This is a genomic window from Haemophilus parainfluenzae (assembly GCF_014931415.1).
Lineage (GTDB): Bacteria > Pseudomonadota > Gammaproteobacteria > Enterobacterales > Pasteurellaceae > Haemophilus_D > Haemophilus_D parainfluenzae_AF.
In genome coordinates, this window is record NZ_CP063121.1 from 387,186 (window position 1) to 404,620 (window position 17,435).

The window sequence follows — 17,435 nt, forward strand, 5'->3', positions numbered from 1 at the left end:
ATACTACTCGGAACAATAAGGAATAATATGCAAACTAATAATAACTGTATCGTGATTTTTGGTGCTTCCGGTGATTTGACTCACCGTAAACTCATTCCAGCACTTTATAATCTCTTCAAATTTGGGCGTTTAAACAAATTTTCTGTATTAGGTGTCGCGCGTTCAGAATTAAACGATGAGACTTTCCGTGAAAAAATGCGTGAAGCGTTACTTGAAACAGAAGAAACCACACCTGAAACGCTAGACGCTTTTTGTAGTCATCTCTATTATCAAGCGGTAAACACATCAGATGCAGCCGATTACGGTAAATTAGTCCCACGTTTAGAAGAATTACATACTAAATATCAAACGAATGGCAACACCCTTTATTATATGTCCACCCCACCAAGCTTATATGGTGTGATTCCAGAATGCCTCGCTGCTCATGGTTTAAACGAAGAAAAAGACGGTTGGAAACGTATTATTGTCGAAAAACCTTTTGGTTACGATGAAAAAACAGCACAAGAACTTGACGTTCAAATTCATCGTTTCTTTGAAGAGCATCAGATCTATCGTATCGACCATTATCTTGGTAAAGAAACTGTACAAAACTTGCTTGTTTTGCGCTTCTCAAATGGTTTATTCGAACCGCTTTGGAACCGTAATTACATTGATTATGTCGAAATTACGGGTGCCGAAGCCATTGGCGTAGAAGAACGTGGTGGCTATTATGATGGCTCCGGTGCAATGCGTGATATGTTCCAAAACCACTTATTACAAGTTTTAGCCATGGTTGCCATGGAACCACCGGCAATCATCAATGCGAACTCAATGCGTGATGAAGTGGCCAAAGTCATGCATTCTTTACGTCCATTGACGCAAGATGACGTTGAGCACAACTTAGTGCTTGGTCAATATACTGCAGCGGAAATTGATGGCAAAGAAGTTAAAGGCTATTTACAGGAAAAAGGCGTTCCAGCTAACTCTCGCACTGAAACCTTCATGGCGTTACGTTGCGAAATCGAAAACTGGCGTTGGGCGGGCGTACCTTTCTATGTGCGTACAGGTAAACGCTTACCGGCACGTGTGACTGAAATTGTGATTCATTTCAAAACTACGCCACATCCGGTATTCAGTCAAAATGCGCCTGAGAATAAATTAATCATCCGTATTCAACCAGATGAGGCCATTTCAATGCGCTTCGGTTTGAAAAAACCAGGTGCAGGCTTTGAAGCCAAAGAAGTATCAATGGATTTCCGTTATGCCGATTTAGCCGATGAGCAAGTGCTAACAGCTTATGAACGCTTATTGCTTGATGCGATGAAAGGCGATGCGACACTCTTTGCGCGTACTGACGCGGTACACGCCGCATGGAAATTCGTTCAACCGATTTTAGACTACAAAGAAGCGGGCGGCCGAGTTCATGAATATGAAGCCGGCACTTGGGGACCAGTTGCCGCTGAAAAACTCATTGCGAAAAGTGGTCGCGTATGGCGTAAACCAAGCGGTAAAATGAAGAAAAAGGTTTAGTCATCAATATCTCGCCTTCTTCAATGAATAGAAGAAGGCTTATCACCGAATAGAGAGAAACAAACATGAATACCATTACCTTCCCAACAGCTCAACATGCTGTTGAAAAGATTGCCCAAGAATTTGTGATTTATAGCCAATTAAATCACCCTGTGCATATTTCTCTTTCTGGCGGTTCAACGCCTAAGCTGTTATTCAAAACTTTAGCCAAAGCGCCTTATACCGAACAAATCAACTGGAAGAATCTGCATTTTTGGTGGGGTGATGATCGCATGGTTCCACCAACAGATTCAGAAAGCAACTACGGTGAAGTGCAAAAACTCTTATTCGATCATATTCAAATTCCCGCAGACAATATCCACCGAATTCGTGGCGAAAATGAACCGCACTTTGAGTTAAAACGTTTCGAAGAAGAATTAAGTGCGGTCATTCCAAACGGTGTTTTTGATTGGATCATTTTAGGTATGGGAACTGACGGTCATACTGCTTCTCTCTTCCCACATCAAACTAATTTTGATGATGAAAACCTAGCTATCATTGCAAAACACCCTGAAAGTGGTCAAATTCGCATTTCGAAAACAGCCAAACTCATTGAACAAGCGAAACGCATTACCTATTTAGTCACTGGCGAAAGCAAAGCAGACATTTTAAAAGAAATCCAAACGACTCCTGCAGAGAATCTGCCTTATCCTGCAGCCAAAATTCAGGCGAAAAACGGCGTGACGGAATGGTATTTGGATAAAGCGGCGGCTAAATTGCTATAACAAGTTGAGTATCAAATATCATAGGTTTGCAAAATGATAGACTACAAAGTGAATGAACCAATTTCAGTTAAACAATTTATTGAATTGTTAAATAAAACGACGCTCGGGGCACGCCGTCCATTAGAGGATGAAAAGCGTGTCGCGGCAATGTTACACCATGCAGATTTATTAGTGACCGCTTGGGATGGTAAACGATTAGTGGGTGTGGCACGTTCCGTGACAGATTTTGCCTACTGCTGTTATTTATCTGATTTAGCGGTTGATGAACAATATCAAAAACAAGGTATCGGCTTGCAGTTAATTGAACACACTAAACAAGCCTTACATCCACAAGCCAAAATTGTGCTTTTATCCGCTCCACAAGCAGTGGATTATTATCCGCATATCGGATTTACTCAACATATGAGTGCATGGACGAAGAGTTAATTTATTAGAATGATATGGTGACAAAAATGAAAAAACTGTTTGTACTACTTACTTCAACTTTGTTATTTGCTTGTTCATCTGGTCCATCTTTAGATCAGTTAGCGGCACAAATGCCAAAAGATAATCGCTCAGTAATGCTTCAAGTTCCGGAAGCAGGAAACCCAGTTTCAAATGGAATGCTAGTAGCAACGATTAGAACCGCAGGTGGTACTTCAGGAAAACGACTTGTATCTCTTTTAGCTACAGATAATTTACACATTGGAATTGCAGGAAACAGTCAATCTGTGAATAAAGCAGTTGCTATGTATGGACTAAATAATGCAGAAAAGGTCGGCAAGGATGTATCTTTATACCTTGTTGGAGATAGTCAAAGTGATAAAACAGATCTAGAAAAAGCCGCAAAAGCGAAAAATGTAGAAATGCATTACATTATGCAAAAATAAGATATAGATACATCAGATGCAGAGTGACTTTAATGTTGAATTTAGATAATAAAAAATTTATTGCTGTTGAAAACACCGAAAATGGTGAGGTGAGTAGCCAAACAGAATTTCATTACCATCAACAAGGTAAAATGATTTGGGCCGAATATTGTGGTGGTGAAATTTTAAAAGGCTTTTTAATTGGGAAGTGGATTAACGATACTCAAATTGAATTTACGTATCAACATTTAAATCAATCTCTAGAAAATCGTTTGGGACGTTGCTGTACAACATTTTCTTTAGAAGAAAGCAAACTCATCGGTCATGAAAAATGGCAGTGGCTAGACACGTTAGAGCAAGGCAGCTCTTTAATTAAAGAAATTTAAAAGAAGTTTTGCTATAGAATATCAGAAACAAGGTATCATCTTGCAGTTGATTGAACACACTAAACAAGTCTTACATCCATAAGCCAAGATTGTACTTTTATCTGCTCCACAAGCAATAGATTATTATCCGCATATTGGAGTTACTCAACATATGAGTGCGTAGGCTAAGAGTTAAAAAACGCTTGGAAAAGTGACCACACTTTTGCGTAGCAAGAAGATGGATTACTGATAGCGCACGCTTCATAGCGTGTGCTTGTAGATAAAGGCACACGTTGGGAAACGTGCGCCATCGTAGGGTTTCATCAGGGAATAACATAAAATGAAACTTAAAAAAATTGATTATTGCGAACTAAATCCCAAACAAAAAGAAATTTATAATTTCCAAAAACTAGCGGGAATATTGGCTGATTATGGCTTTAATTGTATTAAATTATCTGATGACTGGAATGGTGCTGATTTTCTTGCATATCATAAAGATCACAATGAAACTTTAAGGATTCAATTAAAAGGTAGATTAACTATTGCTAAAAAATATCTTAACAAAGGTTTGCACATCGCTTTTCCGATAAAACAGCAATGGTGTTTAATTGAACATGACATACTCGTAGAACTTGTCAAAACTCACACTGAATGGAAATGGGAAGATGAAGGTATTCGTCATCCACCAACAGTTCCACAAAAATTACTATCTTTATTAGAAGAATACATGATTTCTTAAAAAACAGGAGCAAAAAATGTCAGTAAAAGGCGACATCGGCGTTATCGGCTTAGCCGTAATGGGGCAAAACCTCATTTTAAATATGAATGATCATGGCTTTAAAGTGGTGGCTTATAACCGTACCACTTCAAAAGTGGATGAATTTTTACAAGGTGCGGCAAAAGGCACCAATATTATCGGTGCATACTCGTTAGAAGATTTGGCTTCTAAATTAGAAAAACCACGCAAAGTAATGTTAATGGTTCGAGCGGGTGATGTAGTAGATCAATTCATTGAGGCATTACTACCACATTTAGAAGAAGGCGACATCATTATTGATGGCGGTAACTCAAACTATCCAGATACAAATCGTCGTGTAAAAGCATTGGCTGAAAAAGGCATTCGTTTTATCGGTTCGGGGGTTTCGGGCGGTGAAGAAGGTGCGCGTCATGGACCATCTATCATGCCAGGTGGTAATCACGAAGCATGGCCATATGTTAAACCTATCTTCCAAGCAATCTCTGCTAAAACCGAACAAGGTGAGCCTTGCTGTGACTGGGTTGGCGGTGAAGGTGCTGGCCACTTTGTGAAAATGGTTCACAATGGTATCGAATATGGCGATATGCAATTAATCTGTGAAGCGTACCAATTCTTAAAAGAAGGTTTAGGCTTAAGCTATGAAGAAATGCAAGCGATCTTCGCAGAATGGAAAAAAACTGAACTTGATAGCTATTTAATCGATATCACCACCGATATTCTTGGTTATAAAGATGCTGATGGAGAACCATTAGTTGAAAAAATCTTAGATACAGCTGGCCAAAAAGGGACTGGTAAATGGACAGGTATCAATGCATTAGATTTTGGTATTCCATTAACCTTAATCACTGAATCTGTCTTTGCTCGTTGCGTATCTTCATTTAAAGATCAACGTGTTGCCGCTAACCAATTATTCGGCAAAACAATTCAACCAGTTGAAGGTGATAAAAAAGTGTGGATTGAAGCAGTACGCAAAGCCTTATTGGCGTCTAAAATTATTTCTTACGCACAAGGCTTTATGCTGATTCGTGAAGCCTCTGAACAATTTGGCTGGAACATCAACTACGGCGCAACGGCATTATTATGGCGTGAAGGTTGTATTATCCGTAGCCGTTTCTTAGGCAACATTCGGGATGCATATGAAGCAAATCCAGATTTAATCTTCTTGGGTTCAGATAGCTACTTCAAAGGCATTTTAGAAAACGCATTAAGTGACTGGCGTAAAGTGGTGGCAAAATCTATCGAAGTGGGTATCCCAATGCCTTGTATGGCATCAGCTATTACCTTCTTAGATGGCTACACTTCAGCACGTTTACCGGCAAACTTATTGCAAGCACAACGTGACTACTTCGGCGCACATACTTATGAGCGTACTGATAAACCACGTGGTGAATTCTTCCACACCAACTGGACAGGTCGCGGTGGTAACACAGCATCTACCACTTATGATGTGTAAATCTAAAAACGCATGATAAACTCACCGCACTTTGTTCGCATAAAGTGCGGTTTATTTTTACCTTATTTTGGAGAAACTTATGTTACCTCAATCACGCTTAGATAAAATTTCAGAAATGGAAAACCTTCTCAATGAAGCAGAGAGTTTCTTAGCTGACGCAGAACAATTTCTTGAAAAATGGCAGGCCTTCTTACCAAAAATGAAAACCTTAGAACACTATTATTTTGATGGTGACTGGCGAGCTGACTATCGGGCTTATGAAGAAGGTGAAATTCCTGAAAATATGCCTTGTGGTGTATTAAGTGAAGATTTAGTATTTAATGCAAGTACAGGACACCATGGATTGGCTATTGAATATTTGAAAGTGGTTGCGAAAGTATTAGATCAAGCGAAAGATTAACATTCAATATATTTCATTGTTCAGAAAAACATCGAAAAACGCATATTTTTGAACTTTCATTCATCTCTGTTTGTCTTATGGAGTACTATCAATATGGATAGTTTTATATGTTAAACACGGAGAGATCCTATGAAATTAATTGGAAAATCACTTGTTATCGCGATGACTGTTATTTCTCTTGCAGCATGTGGAAATATGAGTCGTACTCAAAAAAATACAACAGCTGGCGCGGCTATCGGCGGCGCAGCAGGCTATATGATTGGCGGTAATGCCGCAACCACATTAGGTGGTGCCGCATTAGGTGGCTTAATTGGCAGCCAAGTTCATAAATAGTCAAAAAAATAACCGCACTTAATGAGTGCGGCTATTTTTTTATTGTTTCTCTGCAGCTTTTTCTGTGCTTGGTTTACGGCGTTTACCTATATTTTTCGTATCTTTATGACGAAGTTTGGCTTTTTTCTTCACCTCTGATTTTTTCTTTTCTTCACGCTTTTCTTTAATACGCGCTTTTTGCTTTTTAGACATAGATTTTACTTCCCCATCTTTCGGTGGTTTAGTACGAGGTTCTAGCCCTTCTAAAATACGCGCTTTCAAAAGCTCTTCTGTATAACGCTTAATTTTACCAAGCAATTTGTAATCATGGGCTTCCACAAAAGAAACTGCTGTGCCTTTTTTCCCTGCACGAGCCGTACGACCAATACGATGTAAATACGTATCGGCACTATAAGGTAAATCAAAGTTCATGACGTGTGTCACATCATCAATATCAATCCCGCGAGCAGCCACATCAGTAGCCACTAACACAGTAACAACACCTGATTTTAATTTATCAATGGCGTTATTACGTTGTGTTTGCGCCATATCGCCTTCTAAATAAGTAGAACGAATGCCACGTTTACGCAAGGTTTCAGACAGCTCACGTACATCTTCGCGACGACGAACAAACACAATACCACGGCTCACTTTCTCAGTTTCGATAAAACGTGCAAGCAACTTGACTTTATGCTCATTGCTATCGGCGTGATAATACCATTGGTTGATTTTCTTACGCTCACGACGACTTGGTTCGGCATCGATTTTTACCGGATCATTCAATAAACGTTCTGCAAAATCAACTAATAACTCCCCTTCTAATGTCGCTGAGAAAAGGAGGGTTTGTTTACGCCAACGAGTTTCAGCGGCAATTTTCTCCGCATCTTGGCCAAAGCCCATTTGCAACATACGATCCGCTTCATCAAAAATCAGCATTTCCACCGCGCGACAATCAAAGTTCTCTTCTTTGATGTATTGCAATAAACGCCCCGGTGTTGCCACCACGATATCCTGATTTGAATTAAACACTTCCCCATGATTTTGATATGCCACACCGCCAGTAATGGTTGCAATCTTCAAATGTGTGAATTGCGCCAACTCTTCCGCTTGCTCTGCAACCTGCATTGCTAACTCACGGGTTGGTGTTAAAATTAAAATGCGAGGCGCGCCTGGCTTACGACGCGGATAATCTAATAAATGCTGAATTGCTGGCAATAAAAATGCAGCCGTTTTACCTGTGCCTGTTGGTGCAGAACCAAGCACATCACGTTCTTCCATTGCAGCGGGGATCGCTTCTAATTGAATTGCAGTTGGACGGGTGTAGCCTTTCTTTTCTAAGGCTTTTAATAATTCGGGGGAAAGATCGAATTCTTCAAATGGGGATAAATTCATTATTTTGCGTTAATTTGTTAAAATTGGGGCTGATTATACCTGAAAGTGCGGTCATTTTCCGCAAGATTTTATGAGCAGCTTTACCTTCAAACAATTCCATATTAATCAACAACATTGTGCAATGAAAGTCGGCACTGACGGCATTTTACTTGGTGCTTGGGCGGATGTGTCTGATTGTCAGCGTATTCTTGATATGGGGACTGGCACAGGCTTGGTTGCATTAATGCTCGCCCAACGAAGTCATAAGCATTGCCAAATTGAAGCCGTTGAACTCGATCCCCTCGCCGCTCAACAAGCGCAAGAAAACTTTAAGGCTTCGCCATGGCACAATCGTCTTCATTTAACACACCAAGATGTGCAAACCTATTGTCAACAAACAGCACATCCATTTGATTTAATTGTGACTAATCCGCCTTATTTTGCGCAAGGTGTGGAATGTAAAAATGATGAGCGTGCTCTTGCCCGTTATGTTCAACAAGGCCATTTAGATTGGTTAAATTGGGCAGCAAGTTGTTTATCCGAAAAAGGAAAGATCAGTTTTGTCTTGCCTTATGAAGCGGGAAAAACATTGATAAATTCAACCGCACTTTATTGCATCAAGCAGACTGATATCATTACAAAAACAGGGAAAGCTCCACAACGGATGTTACTCACGTTTAGCCAAGAGCATTTACCACAGGTAAAAGATAGCCTGGTAATTTATGACGAAAATAATCAGTACACCGAAGCATTTATTGCGTTAACGAAGGCATTTTATTTGAAAATGTAAGGGCATATTACTATGCCCTTTTTTATTGATGTGATTAGTGGCTTTCCGATTTGACGAGTTTCGTCCAGTTGTAATAACCATATAATGAGTTAAGTAAGTAAGCACTATACATTAAGTACATCGCTGGCTGTTCTGCCCAAAGCAAAATAGAAAGCACATTTAAGACAATCCATAATAACCATTGCTCACGATAACGCAAAATCATCAATAATTGTGCTGCTACGGTGATAATCGTGGTTAAGCCATCTAATCCCGTAGAACTCCCGCCTGCTGCCTTTAAAGCCTGTACAAAGCAGAATGTACCAATTCCCACACTCACGAGTAAAATAGCCCAACCTTTTGGTGTTAAGGCTTTTGCAATCACACTTTCACCGCCATTATCGTTTTGCATGTGTTGTTTCCACATAAAATAACCGATAAATTGTGATGGAATATACACATAGAGCACCGTATTCATTTCACCTAGGAAATTGTTTCCCCATGCGACATAAAAATAGGTGTAAGCAAAAATAAGCCCAAAGAAATAGTTACTAATTTTCCCTTTACTCACCAATACCACACAGAGAATACCTGCAATCCCCGAAATCATGCCTAATGGACTATCCGGTGAAAGAACATAAGCAATAATTTGTGCGGCAAGGAAAATAACTACCCATGCCACTTCAAAAGGCTTCCAACCGGATAAAAATTCTTCTTTAAGTCGTTCTGTCCAATTCATGGAACACTCCTGTTTTATAAAAAGTACACCATTTTTACACCGCACTTTTTTAAAAGTAAAGCATAGCGGGTATTTAATTTGATTATTGTGAGATAAATCACACTTTATTTTTCATACTTTTAGATGTGCATACCTTGCTTTCCCTTATAATCAGACTACAATATCGCCCCATTTTAATAGATTCATTAAGAGGAAGATGATGTCATTTGCAATCGGTCAACGTTGGATTAGCGAAACAGAAAATAGCCTCGGATTAGGGATGATTACCGCCTTAGATTTCCGCTCTATTACCCTTCACTTTCCTGCCACAGATGAAACCCGAATTTATGCAGTGGCACAAGCACCATTAACCCGAATTGAATTGAATAAAGGGGAACAACTTCATCACCAAGCAGGTTGGCAAGGTGAAGTTCTTGATGTTCAGGAAATGAATGGTCTCTTATTTTATTTAGTCAAAAATGAACAAGGTGAAGATATTATCATCAATGAAAAAGAACTTTCTCCGATAATTTCTTTTAGCCAAGCAAAAGATCGTCTCTTTTCATCACAAATTGACCGTAGTGAACATTTTGCGTTGCGCTATCAAACCCTTCTGCATCAACAAGCTCAATTTCAATCGCCTTTGCGAGGCTTACGAGGCAATCGTGCGGGTTTAATTCCTCATCAACTTCATATTGCGCAAGAGGTAGGAAATCGTGTCAATCCTCGTGTGCTCTTAGCGGATGAAGTGGGGTTAGGTAAAACCATTGAAGCGGGGATGATTTTGCAAAACCAGCTTTTTGCTGAAAAAGTACAACGTGTGTTAATTATTGTACCGGAAACCTTGCAACATCAATGGCTTGTCGAAATGCTTCGTCGTTTTAATCTACATTTTTCATTATTTGATGAAGAACGTTGTGAAGATTTTGCCGAACAAGCGATCAATCCATTTAGCACGGAAAGTTTAATTATTTGTGCATTAGATTGGTTGAAAGCACATCCTCATCGCGTACAACAAGCTATTGAAGCTGAATTTGACTGTTTAATTGTCGATGAAGCACATCATTTGGCTTGGTCTGAAAATGCGCCGAGTGCAGCTTATTTATTGGTGGAACAATTAGCGAACGCTATTCCGTCTGTTTTATTACTTACCGCAACGCCTGAACAACTGGGTTTGGAAAGCCATTTTGCACGATTACGCTTGCTTGATCCTGAGCGTTTTTATGATTACCAAGCCTTCTTAAAAGAGCAGGAAAATTACCAACCTGTGGCCGATGCGGTGCAATCTTTACTCTCAGAGAAGCCGCTAAGTGCGGTCGAAAAAAATCATATTTCTGATTTACTCAATGAGCAGGATGTCGAACCATTATTCAAAGCTTTAGCCTGTCATAATGATGAGGAGAAACAAGCTGCGCGACAAGAACTCATTCAAAATCTCATCGACAGACATGGCACAAGCCGTATTTTATTTCGCAATACACGCCAAGGTGTAAAAGGTTTTCCACATCGGTTTTATCACCAAGTAACGATTGATGCGACTGAGACTGATGAAAAAATTCATTGGTTAATTGATTTCCTAAAATCACACCGAAATGAAAAAATCTTAGTCATTTGTAAAACAGCACAAACGGCAATTCAACTTGAGCAAATTTTACGAGAAAAAGAAGCCATTCGCAGTGCTGTTTTCCATGAAAGGATGTCAATCATTGAACGAGATCGTGCAGCGGCTTATTTTTCTGATAGCGAAAATGGTGCTCAAGTTTTACTGAGTTCTAGCATTGGTTCTGAAGGCAGAAATTTCCAATTTGCTTGTCATCTCGTACTCTTCGATTTACCAGAAAATCCTGACTTACTTGAGCAATGTATTGGCCGTTTAGATCGCATCGGGCAAACGCGAGATGTACAAATTTATGTACCCTGCCTATCAGGTTCTGCACAGCAAGATTTAGCACGTTGGTATCATGAAGGATTAAATGCTTTTGAACAAACTTGCCCTATTGGTATGGCATTGTTTGAACAATATGAAACTTTATTAAAAGTGCGGTCAGAAAATAAAGCAGATTTTGAGCAACTCATTCTCCAAACGCAAAAACAAGCAAAAGCATTGCGTTTAGCCTTGGAAAAAGGTCGTGATCGTTTGTTAGAATTAAATTCTAATGGTGGTGAAAAGGCACAACGACTTGCGGGAGAAATTGCTCAAACAGACAATTCGCCACAATTAGTCAATTTTGCACTGAATTTATTTGATATTATTGGTGTAGAACAAGATGATTTAGGTGAAAACAGCATTGTCATCACGCCAACAGGCACCATGCTTGTTCCTGATTTTCCAGGACTAAAAGAAGAAGGTGTCACAGTAACTTTTGACCGACAACTAGCCCTTGCTCGTGAGGAATTAGAATTTCTTACCTGGGATCATCCAATGATACGTCAAGGCATTGATTTAATCGCTTCTGGTGACATCGGCAAAGCATCGATGGCATTATTAGTTAATAAACAGCTACCTGCAGGCACTCTTTTGGTTGAATTGATTTATATGATTGAAAGCCAATCACCAAAAGGTTTACAACTGAATCGTTTTCTTCCGCCTACGCCTGTTCGCTTATTGCTGGATAGCAAAGGAAACGATCTAGCCGGACAAGTTAATTTTAATACATTGCAAAATAAACTTAAGCCGCTAGGTAAAGATATTGCAAATAAAATGGTTAAAATGGCTCGTCCAAATATTGAGCAATTAATTAAACTAGGCGATCACAAAATAACTGAAATCGCACAGGCTAAAATTCAAGAAGCTAGTAAAGTAGCAGATCAAACATTGAGCAATGAGCTCAATCGACTTATTGCCTTGAAAGCAGTAAATAAAAATATCCGACAGGCGGAAATTGACGTATTAGAACAACAACGTTTAGTTTCTTTGGAAGAGTTAAGTAAAGCAAGCTGGCGACTAGATAGCCTTCGGGTAATAGTGACAAACAAGGAATAATATGGCACTTATTGAATACCATCCCCCTTTAGAACCTTATTTAGATATTATCTACCAAGATAATTATATCTGCGTGGTAAACAAGCCAAGTGGTTTACTTTCAGTTCCTGGCAATCAACCAGAATACTATGACAGTGCAATGAGTCGGGTAAAAGAGAAATTTGGATTTTGTGAACCTGCACACCGTTTAGATATGGCCACAAGTGGTATTATTCTGTTTGCATTAAGTAAAGCGGCGGATAAAGAGTTGAAACGTCAATTCCGTGAACGTGAGCCAAAGAAATATTATCACGCTTTAGTATGGGGACACTTAGAACAAGATAGTGGAAAAATTAATCTTCCAATGATTTGTGATTGGGAAAATCGCCCCCGTCAACGCATTGATTTTGTATTTGGCAAAAGAGCGGTCACGTTTTATGAAGTTTTAGAACGATTACCTACTAACTGCACTCGAGTTAAACTGACTCCAATCACAGGACGTTCACATCAACTTCGTTTACATACTCTCGCACTTGGACATCCCATTTTAGGGGATAAGTTTTATTCTCACCCACAAGCTAAATCAATGTCACCTCGCTTATGCTTACATGCAGAAGAACTTACGATTACGCACCCTATCACAGGTGAAAAAATGACATTCAGAGCTGAAGCTGAATTCTAGAAACGAAATATAAAAAAGGCTCACATCAGTGAGCCTTTTTATTTTATAACAAATTATTATTCCGCTGCCGCTTCTGCAACTTCTGGACGATCAACTAACTCAATGTATGCCATTGGAGCGTTGTCACCTGCACGGAAACCACATTTTAAGATACGGGTGTAACCACCTGCACGTTGAGCAAAACGTGGACCTAATTCATTGAATAATTTCGCAACAGTTTCGATGTTACGAGTACGAGCGAATGCTAAACGACGGTTTGCAACGCTATCTTCTTTTGCTAATGTAATTAACGGTTCAACTACACGACGTAATTCTTTAGCTTTTGGTAAAGTAGTCTTGATGATTTCATGACTAACTAAAGCACTTGCTAAGTTACGGAACATCGCTTGGCGATGGCTGCTATTACGGTTTAGTTGACGACCACTCTTACGATGGCGCATGATCTTATCCTTCTCAGAAAAATCTTAACCTATGACCAAACTAGTCTTCAGCAATACTTGCTGGTGGCCAATTCTCAAGGCGCATACCAAGTGACAAGCCACGTGAAGCGAGAACGTCTTTAATTTCAGTAAGAGATTTCTTACCAAGATTAGGCGTTTTTAATAACTCAACTTCTGTACGTTGTACTAAGTCACCGATATAGTGAATTGTTTCTGCTTTCAAACAGTTAGCAGAACGAACTGTCAACTCTAAGTCATCAACAGGACGTAATAAAATCGGATCAAATTCCGGTTTTTCTTCCTTGACTTCAGGTTGACGAACATCACGCAAATCAACGAATGCATCGAGTTGCTCTGCTAAAATTGTTGCTGCACGACGAATTGCTTCTTCCGGATCAATAGTCCCGTTAGTTTCTAACTCGATAACTAGTTTATCTAAGTCAGTACGTTGTTCAACACGTGCTGCTTCAACATTGTAAGCAATACGGTCAACTGGACTATAACAAGCGTCTACTAATAAACGACCAATTGGACGATCTTCATTTTGTGAATGAGTACGAGCAGATGCAGGTACATAACCTCTACCACGTTGAACACGAATACGCATATTAATAGATGCGTTTTCGTCTGTTAAGTGACAGATTACATGTGATGGATTAACAATCTCAACATCACCATCGTGGGTGATATCTGCTGCAACAACAGGGCCAATTCCAGATTTATTTAATGTCAGAATAACATCATCTTTATTCTGTACTTTAACCGCTAGACCTTTAAGGTTTAAAAGAACTTCAAGAATATCTTCCTGAACACCTTCTTTACTACTATATTCGTGCAGTACGCCATCAATTTCTACTTCAGTTACAGCACAACCTGGCATTGAAGACAGAAGGATACGACGTAATGCATTCCCTAGAGTATGACCAAAGCCACGCTCTAACGGTTCTAAGATCACCTTAGCATGAGTAGAGCTAATTTGCTCGATATCTACTAAGCGTGGCTTTAAAAATTCTGTAACAGAACCCTGCATTTTATCCTCTCTTTGCTTTTAAGCTTAACTATTATTTAGAGTAAAGCTCAACGATCAGATGTTCGTTAATGTCTGCTGATAAATCAGAACGTTCAGGAACACGTTTGAACACACCTTCCATTTTTGCAGAATCAACTTCTAACCAAGTTGGTTTTTCTCTTTGTTCTGCTAATTCTAATGATGCTTTAATACGTGCTTGTTTTTTAGATTTCTCACGAACAGCAACTACATCATTTACAGAAACTTGGAAAGATGGGATATTTACAACACGACCATTTACGACAATCGCTTTGTGGCTCACTAATTGACGAGCTTCTGCGCGAGTTGCAGCAAATCCCATGCGATAAACAACGTTATCCAATCTACCTTCTAATAATACTAGTAAGTTTTCACCAGTATTACCTTTTAAACGGTTTGCTTCTTTATAGTAGTTACGGAATTGACGTTCTAAAATACCATAGATACGACGAACTTTTTGTTTTTCACGTAATTGACTACCATAGTCAGACAAACGCGGTTTACGAGCACCGTGTTGACCTGGTGCTGTATCAATTTTACATTTTGAATCAATCGCACGCACACCTGATTTAAGGAATAAATCAGTGCCTTCACGACGGCTGAGCTTGAGTTTAGGGCCCAAATATCTTGCCATTTTCTTTCTCCAACTATCCTATTACGCCATTAAACACGACGTTTTTTCGGTGGACGACAACCGTTATGAGGAATCGGAGTCACATCAGTGATGTTCGTGATACGGAAACCCGCTGCATTTAATGCACGGATTGTTGATTCACGACCCGGACCCGGACCTTTAACCATAACTTCCAAGTTCTTTAAGCCGAATTCTTTAACGATTTCAGCACAACGTTCTGCAGCAACTTGTGCAGCGAACGGGGTAGATTTACGAGAACCACGGAAACCTGAACCACCTGCTGTAGCCCAAGCTAAAGCATTACCTTGACGGTCAGTAATGGTAACGATTGTATTATTGAAAGATGCGTGAATGTGTGCTACGCCATCTACAACTTGTTTTTTTACACGTTTACGTGCACGAACTGGTGTTTTAGCCATTCTTTATTTACCCCGACTATTTTTTGATCGGCTTACGTGGACCCTTACGGGTACGCGCATTAGTTTTAGTACGTTGACCACGTACCGGTAAACTACGACGATGACGTAAACCACGGTAACAACCTAAGTCTAAAAGACGTTTGATGTTTAGTGTTACTTCACGACGTAAGTCACCTTCAACGGTAAATTTACCAACTTCGTCACGCAGTTTGTCAATCTGCTCTTCAGACAATTCGCTGATCTTAACATCTTCAGCAATACCCGCTGCAGCACAAATGCTTTTAGAACGAGTTTTACCGATACCGTAAATTGCAGTTAAAGCGATTACAGCGTGTTTGTGATCAGGAATGTTAATGCCTGCAATACGGGCCACTATGCACTCCTATTATTTTAACTAATTTGGTATTCTGATCTTGAAAAGCCCGTTTTCAGGATACTCAAACAGAATACCAAGGACATAAATGAGTTGAGTAGTATAACTACTCAACCGGTTCTTTGCAAGAAGAAATGTTAATTAACCTTGACGTTGTTTATGTTTAGGGTCGCTGCATAATACGCGAACAACACCTTCACGTTTAACAATTTTACAGTTACGACACATCTTCTTAACGGAAGCACGAACTTTCATTGCTTATCCTTTTTACTTAAATGAACAATTACTGTCCAAAACCTTTAAGGTTTGCTTTTTTTAACGCAGATTCATATTGAGACGACATTAAGTGACTCTGAACTTGCACGATAAAATCCATAATTACAACAACAACGATTAATAAGGAAGTACCACCGAAGTAGAATTTAACATCCCATGCTGATGTCATAATGTAAGGGACTAAACATACGAACGTTACATAAAGACCGCCAATTAATGTTAAGCGAGTCATTACTTTATCAATATAACGTGATGTTTGTTCACCTGGTCTAATTCCTGGGATAAATGCACCAGATTTTTTTAGATTATCTGCTGTATCACGTGGATTATATTGCATTGCAGTATAGAAGAAACTGAAGAAAATAATCGCTACCGCATAAACAAGAAGATATAAAGGCTGTCCAGGATTCAACAACATTGATAAGTCATTTAACCACTCAAACTTATCATTCTGACCAAACCATTGTGTCAATGTAGCTGGGAATAAAATAATGCTTGAAGCAAAAATTGCTGGCATTACGTTTGCCATATTAACTTTTAATGGTAAGTGAGTTGAATGACCACCTAAAATTTGACGTCCTTGTTGACGCTTAGCATATTCAACACGAATTCTACGTTGTCCACGTTCTACGAAGACAACAAAATAAGTTACTGCAAAAACAATAGCAGCGATTAGTAGAAGAACTAAAGGATGCATTTGTCCTTGACGAGCTTGCTCAACTGTTTCGATGATTGCATGCGGCAATCCTGCAACAATACCACCAAAAACAAGAATTGAGATACCGTTACCAATACCTCTTTCAGTAATTTGCTCACCTAACCACATTAAGAACATGGTTCCGGTTACAAGACTCACTACTGCAGTGAAGTAAAAAGTAAAACCGATATTTGGCACTAACTGTGGCAACATATTCGGTAAACCGGTAGAAATTGCGATAGCTTGGATAGTAGCAAAAACCACCGTTGCATAACGAGTATACTTGGTGATTTTTCTTTGTCCTGCTGCGCCTTCTTTTTTCAATTCTGCTAAGGCAGGTGAAACCGTAGCAAGCAACTGCATTACGATAGATGCCGAGATATATGGCATGATACCTAATGCTAAAATTGATGCTCGGCTCAATGCACCACCAGAGAACATGTTTAACATATCAATGATGGTGCCTTTTTGTTGTTCAACTAATTGAGCTAGCACGGCGGCATCAATACCAGGAAGCGGAATAAAAGAACCAATACGATAAACGATAAGTGCACCTAATACAAAAAGCAATCTGCTTTTTAGTTCACCAGTACCACTATTAGTACTTCTGCTTTGATAACCTGGTTGTTTAGCCATTT

General features: G+C 39.4%; 21 protein-coding genes and 1 pseudogene. 13 read left to right on the forward strand and 9 right to left on the reverse strand.

From position 1 onward, the window contains the following. The first annotated feature begins 27 nt into the window (after window positions 1-27). The 10 genes and pseudogenes from zwf to INP93_RS01925 all read left to right on the forward strand — a co-directional run bounded on the left by zwf (window position 28) and on the right by INP93_RS01925 (window position 6,429). Window positions 28-1,509, forward strand: coding sequence for a glucose-6-phosphate dehydrogenase (gene zwf / locus INP93_RS01885; protein ID WP_049384638.1), 1,482 nt, complete (start codon window positions 28-30; stop codon window positions 1,507-1,509). Window positions 1,510-1,574: 65 nt separating this feature from the next. Continuing rightward, window positions 1,575-2,273, forward strand: coding sequence for a 6-phosphogluconolactonase (gene pgl / locus INP93_RS01890; RefSeq protein WP_197544992.1), 699 nt, complete (start codon window positions 1,575-1,577; stop codon window positions 2,271-2,273). 33 nt (window positions 2,274-2,306) lie between these two features. Next, entirely contained in the window at window positions 2,307-2,699 is a 393-nt protein-coding gene (locus INP93_RS01895) for a GNAT family N-acetyltransferase (RefSeq protein ID WP_197544993.1), read from the forward strand. A 26-nt stretch (window positions 2,700-2,725) separates the two neighbouring features. After that, window positions 2,726-3,142 carry a hypothetical protein gene (locus INP93_RS01900; RefSeq protein WP_232086146.1) on the forward strand — a complete coding sequence of 139 codons (417 nt, stop codon included), beginning with the start codon at window positions 2,726-2,728 and terminating at the stop codon, window positions 3,140-3,142. 32 nt (window positions 3,143-3,174) lie between these two features. Beyond that, window positions 3,175-3,507, forward strand: a complete 333-nt coding sequence (locus INP93_RS01905) for an avidin-fold protein (RefSeq protein ID WP_197544995.1) — start codon at window positions 3,175-3,177, stop codon at window positions 3,505-3,507. 16 nt (window positions 3,508-3,523) lie between these two features. After that, window positions 3,524-3,670: pseudogene (locus tag INP93_RS09675) on the forward strand (GNAT family N-acetyltransferase); the annotation flags it as partial. Window positions 3,671-3,826: 156 nt separating this feature from the next. Continuing rightward, entirely contained in the window at window positions 3,827-4,225 is a 399-nt protein-coding gene (locus tag INP93_RS01910) for a hypothetical protein (protein WP_197544996.1), read from the forward strand. A gap of 16 nt (window positions 4,226-4,241) precedes the next feature. Then, window positions 4,242-5,696, forward strand: a complete 1,455-nt coding sequence (gene gnd, locus INP93_RS01915; protein WP_049374836.1) for a decarboxylating NADP(+)-dependent phosphogluconate dehydrogenase — start codon at window positions 4,242-4,244, stop codon at window positions 5,694-5,696. A 79-nt stretch (window positions 5,697-5,775) separates the two neighbouring features. Continuing rightward, window positions 5,776-6,096, forward strand: a complete 321-nt coding sequence (locus INP93_RS01920; protein ID WP_065244068.1) for a DUF4298 domain-containing protein — start codon at window positions 5,776-5,778, stop codon at window positions 6,094-6,096. A 129-nt stretch (window positions 6,097-6,225) separates the two neighbouring features. After that, window positions 6,226-6,429 carry a YMGG-like glycine zipper-containing protein gene (locus INP93_RS01925; protein ID WP_005695111.1) on the forward strand — a complete coding sequence of 68 codons (204 nt, stop codon included), beginning with the start codon at window positions 6,226-6,228 and terminating at the stop codon, window positions 6,427-6,429. Window positions 6,430-6,468: 39 nt separating this feature from the next. On the opposite strand, the gene srmB is transcribed toward INP93_RS01925, so the two are convergent. After that, on the reverse strand, window positions 6,469-7,800 hold the full coding sequence (gene srmB, locus INP93_RS01930; RefSeq protein WP_197544997.1) for an ATP-dependent RNA helicase SrmB: 1,332 nt from the start codon (window positions 7,798-7,800) through the stop codon (window positions 6,469-6,471). Between the two features lie 70 nt (window positions 7,801-7,870). Between srmB and INP93_RS01935 the strand changes: the two genes are divergently transcribed. Then, window positions 7,871-8,569: a tRNA1(Val) (adenine(37)-N6)-methyltransferase gene (locus tag INP93_RS01935; protein ID WP_197544998.1), complete on the forward strand. Its 699-nt coding sequence runs from the start codon at window positions 7,871-7,873 to the stop codon at window positions 8,567-8,569. A gap of 34 nt (window positions 8,570-8,603) precedes the next feature. On the opposite strand, the gene pnuC is transcribed toward INP93_RS01935, so the two are convergent. Then, window positions 8,604-9,287 (reverse strand): nicotinamide riboside transporter PnuC, encoded by a 684-nt coding sequence (gene pnuC, locus INP93_RS01940; protein WP_197544999.1) that lies wholly within the window; start codon window positions 9,285-9,287, stop codon window positions 8,604-8,606. 199 nt (window positions 9,288-9,486) lie between these two features. Here pnuC and rapA point away from each other — a divergent pair, with 199 nt between their 5' ends. Both rapA and rluA read left to right on the forward strand, forming a co-directional pair. Then, window positions 9,487-12,249 carry an RNA polymerase-associated protein RapA gene (gene rapA, locus INP93_RS01945; RefSeq protein ID WP_197545311.1) on the forward strand — a complete coding sequence of 921 codons (2,763 nt, stop codon included), beginning with the start codon at window positions 9,487-9,489 and terminating at the stop codon, window positions 12,247-12,249. Between the two features lies 1 nt (window position 12,250). Further along, window positions 12,251-12,910, forward strand: coding sequence for a bifunctional tRNA pseudouridine(32) synthase/23S rRNA pseudouridine(746) synthase RluA (gene rluA / locus INP93_RS01950; RefSeq protein ID WP_197545000.1), 660 nt, complete (start codon window positions 12,251-12,253; stop codon window positions 12,908-12,910). Window positions 12,911-12,966: 56 nt separating this feature from the next. Here the strand turns inward: rluA and rplQ are convergent, their stop codons facing one another. From rplQ to secY, 7 genes are all read right to left on the reverse strand, one after another. Further along, the gene (gene rplQ / locus INP93_RS01955; RefSeq protein WP_005695104.1) at window positions 12,967-13,350 is read right to left on the reverse strand and encodes a 50S ribosomal protein L17; all 384 of its coding nucleotides are present in this window, start codon (window positions 13,348-13,350) and stop codon (window positions 12,967-12,969) included. A gap of 40 nt (window positions 13,351-13,390) precedes the next feature. Then, window positions 13,391-14,380: a DNA-directed RNA polymerase subunit alpha gene (locus INP93_RS01960; protein WP_005695102.1), complete on the reverse strand. Its 990-nt coding sequence runs from the start codon at window positions 14,378-14,380 to the stop codon at window positions 13,391-13,393. 31 nt (window positions 14,381-14,411) lie between these two features. Beyond that, entirely contained in the window at window positions 14,412-15,032 is a 621-nt protein-coding gene (gene rpsD, locus INP93_RS01965; RefSeq protein WP_005625866.1) for a 30S ribosomal protein S4, read from the reverse strand. Between the two features lie 29 nt (window positions 15,033-15,061). Further along, window positions 15,062-15,451 carry a 30S ribosomal protein S11 gene (gene rpsK, locus INP93_RS01970; RefSeq protein ID WP_005543603.1) on the reverse strand — a complete coding sequence of 130 codons (390 nt, stop codon included), beginning with the start codon at window positions 15,449-15,451 and terminating at the stop codon, window positions 15,062-15,064. A 16-nt stretch (window positions 15,452-15,467) separates the two neighbouring features. Further along, window positions 15,468-15,824 carry a 30S ribosomal protein S13 gene (rpsM, locus tag INP93_RS01975; protein WP_005548758.1) on the reverse strand — a complete coding sequence of 119 codons (357 nt, stop codon included), beginning with the start codon at window positions 15,822-15,824 and terminating at the stop codon, window positions 15,468-15,470. Window positions 15,825-15,965: 141 nt separating this feature from the next. After that, window positions 15,966-16,079, reverse strand: coding sequence for a 50S ribosomal protein L36 (gene rpmJ / locus INP93_RS01980; RefSeq protein WP_005625868.1), 114 nt, complete (start codon window positions 16,077-16,079; stop codon window positions 15,966-15,968). A gap of 28 nt (window positions 16,080-16,107) precedes the next feature. Then, window positions 16,108-17,433, reverse strand: a complete 1,326-nt coding sequence (gene secY / locus INP93_RS01985; protein ID WP_005695101.1) for a preprotein translocase subunit SecY — start codon at window positions 17,431-17,433, stop codon at window positions 16,108-16,110. Window positions 17,434-17,435: the final 2 nt, after the last annotated feature.

Excerpts from the sequence above, each read along its gene's own strand:
- zwf (WP_049384638.1), top strand. The coding sequence starts at position 28 with ATGCAAACTAATAATAACTGTATCGTGATTTTTGGTGCTTCCGGTGAT.
- pgl (WP_197544992.1), top strand. The coding sequence starts at position 1,575 with ATGAATACCATTACCTTCCCAACAGCTCAACATGCTGTTGAAAAGATT.
- INP93_RS01895 (WP_197544993.1), top strand. The coding sequence starts at position 2,307 with ATGATAGACTACAAAGTGAATGAACCAATTTCAGTTAAACAATTTATT.
- INP93_RS01900 (WP_232086146.1), top strand. The coding sequence starts at position 2,726 with ATGAAAAAACTGTTTGTACTACTTACTTCAACTTTGTTATTTGCTTGT.
- INP93_RS01905 (WP_197544995.1), top strand. The coding sequence starts at position 3,175 with ATGTTGAATTTAGATAATAAAAAATTTATTGCTGTTGAAAACACCGAA.
- INP93_RS01910 (WP_197544996.1), top strand. The coding sequence starts at position 3,827 with ATGAAACTTAAAAAAATTGATTATTGCGAACTAAATCCCAAACAAAAA.
- gnd (WP_049374836.1), top strand. The coding sequence starts at position 4,242 with ATGTCAGTAAAAGGCGACATCGGCGTTATCGGCTTAGCCGTAATGGGG.
- INP93_RS01920 (WP_065244068.1), top strand. The coding sequence starts at position 5,776 with ATGTTACCTCAATCACGCTTAGATAAAATTTCAGAAATGGAAAACCTT.
- INP93_RS01925 (WP_005695111.1), top strand. The coding sequence starts at position 6,226 with ATGAAATTAATTGGAAAATCACTTGTTATCGCGATGACTGTTATTTCT.
- srmB (WP_197544997.1), bottom strand. The coding sequence starts at position 7,800 with ATGAATTTATCCCCATTTGAAGAATTCGATCTTTCCCCCGAATTATTA.
- INP93_RS01935 (WP_197544998.1), top strand. The coding sequence starts at position 7,871 with ATGAGCAGCTTTACCTTCAAACAATTCCATATTAATCAACAACATTGT.
- pnuC (WP_197544999.1), bottom strand. The coding sequence starts at position 9,287 with ATGAATTGGACAGAACGACTTAAAGAAGAATTTTTATCCGGTTGGAAG.
- rapA (WP_197545311.1), top strand. The coding sequence starts at position 9,487 with ATGTCATTTGCAATCGGTCAACGTTGGATTAGCGAAACAGAAAATAGC.
- rluA (WP_197545000.1), top strand. The coding sequence starts at position 12,251 with ATGGCACTTATTGAATACCATCCCCCTTTAGAACCTTATTTAGATATT.
- rplQ (WP_005695104.1), bottom strand. The coding sequence starts at position 13,350 with ATGCGCCATCGTAAGAGTGGTCGTCAACTAAACCGTAATAGCAGCCAT.
- INP93_RS01960 (WP_005695102.1), bottom strand. The coding sequence starts at position 14,380 with ATGCAGGGTTCTGTTACAGAATTTTTAAAGCCACGCTTAGTAGATATC.
- rpsD (WP_005625866.1), bottom strand. The coding sequence starts at position 15,032 with ATGGCAAGATATTTGGGCCCTAAACTCAAGCTCAGCCGTCGTGAAGGC.
- rpsK (WP_005543603.1), bottom strand. The coding sequence starts at position 15,451 with ATGGCTAAAACACCAGTTCGTGCACGTAAACGTGTAAAAAAACAAGTT.
- rpmJ (WP_005625868.1), bottom strand. The coding sequence starts at position 16,079 with ATGAAAGTTCGTGCTTCCGTTAAGAAGATGTGTCGTAACTGTAAAATT.
- secY (WP_005695101.1), bottom strand. The coding sequence starts at position 17,433 with ATGGCTAAACAACCAGGTTATCAAAGCAGAAGTACTAATAGTGGTACT.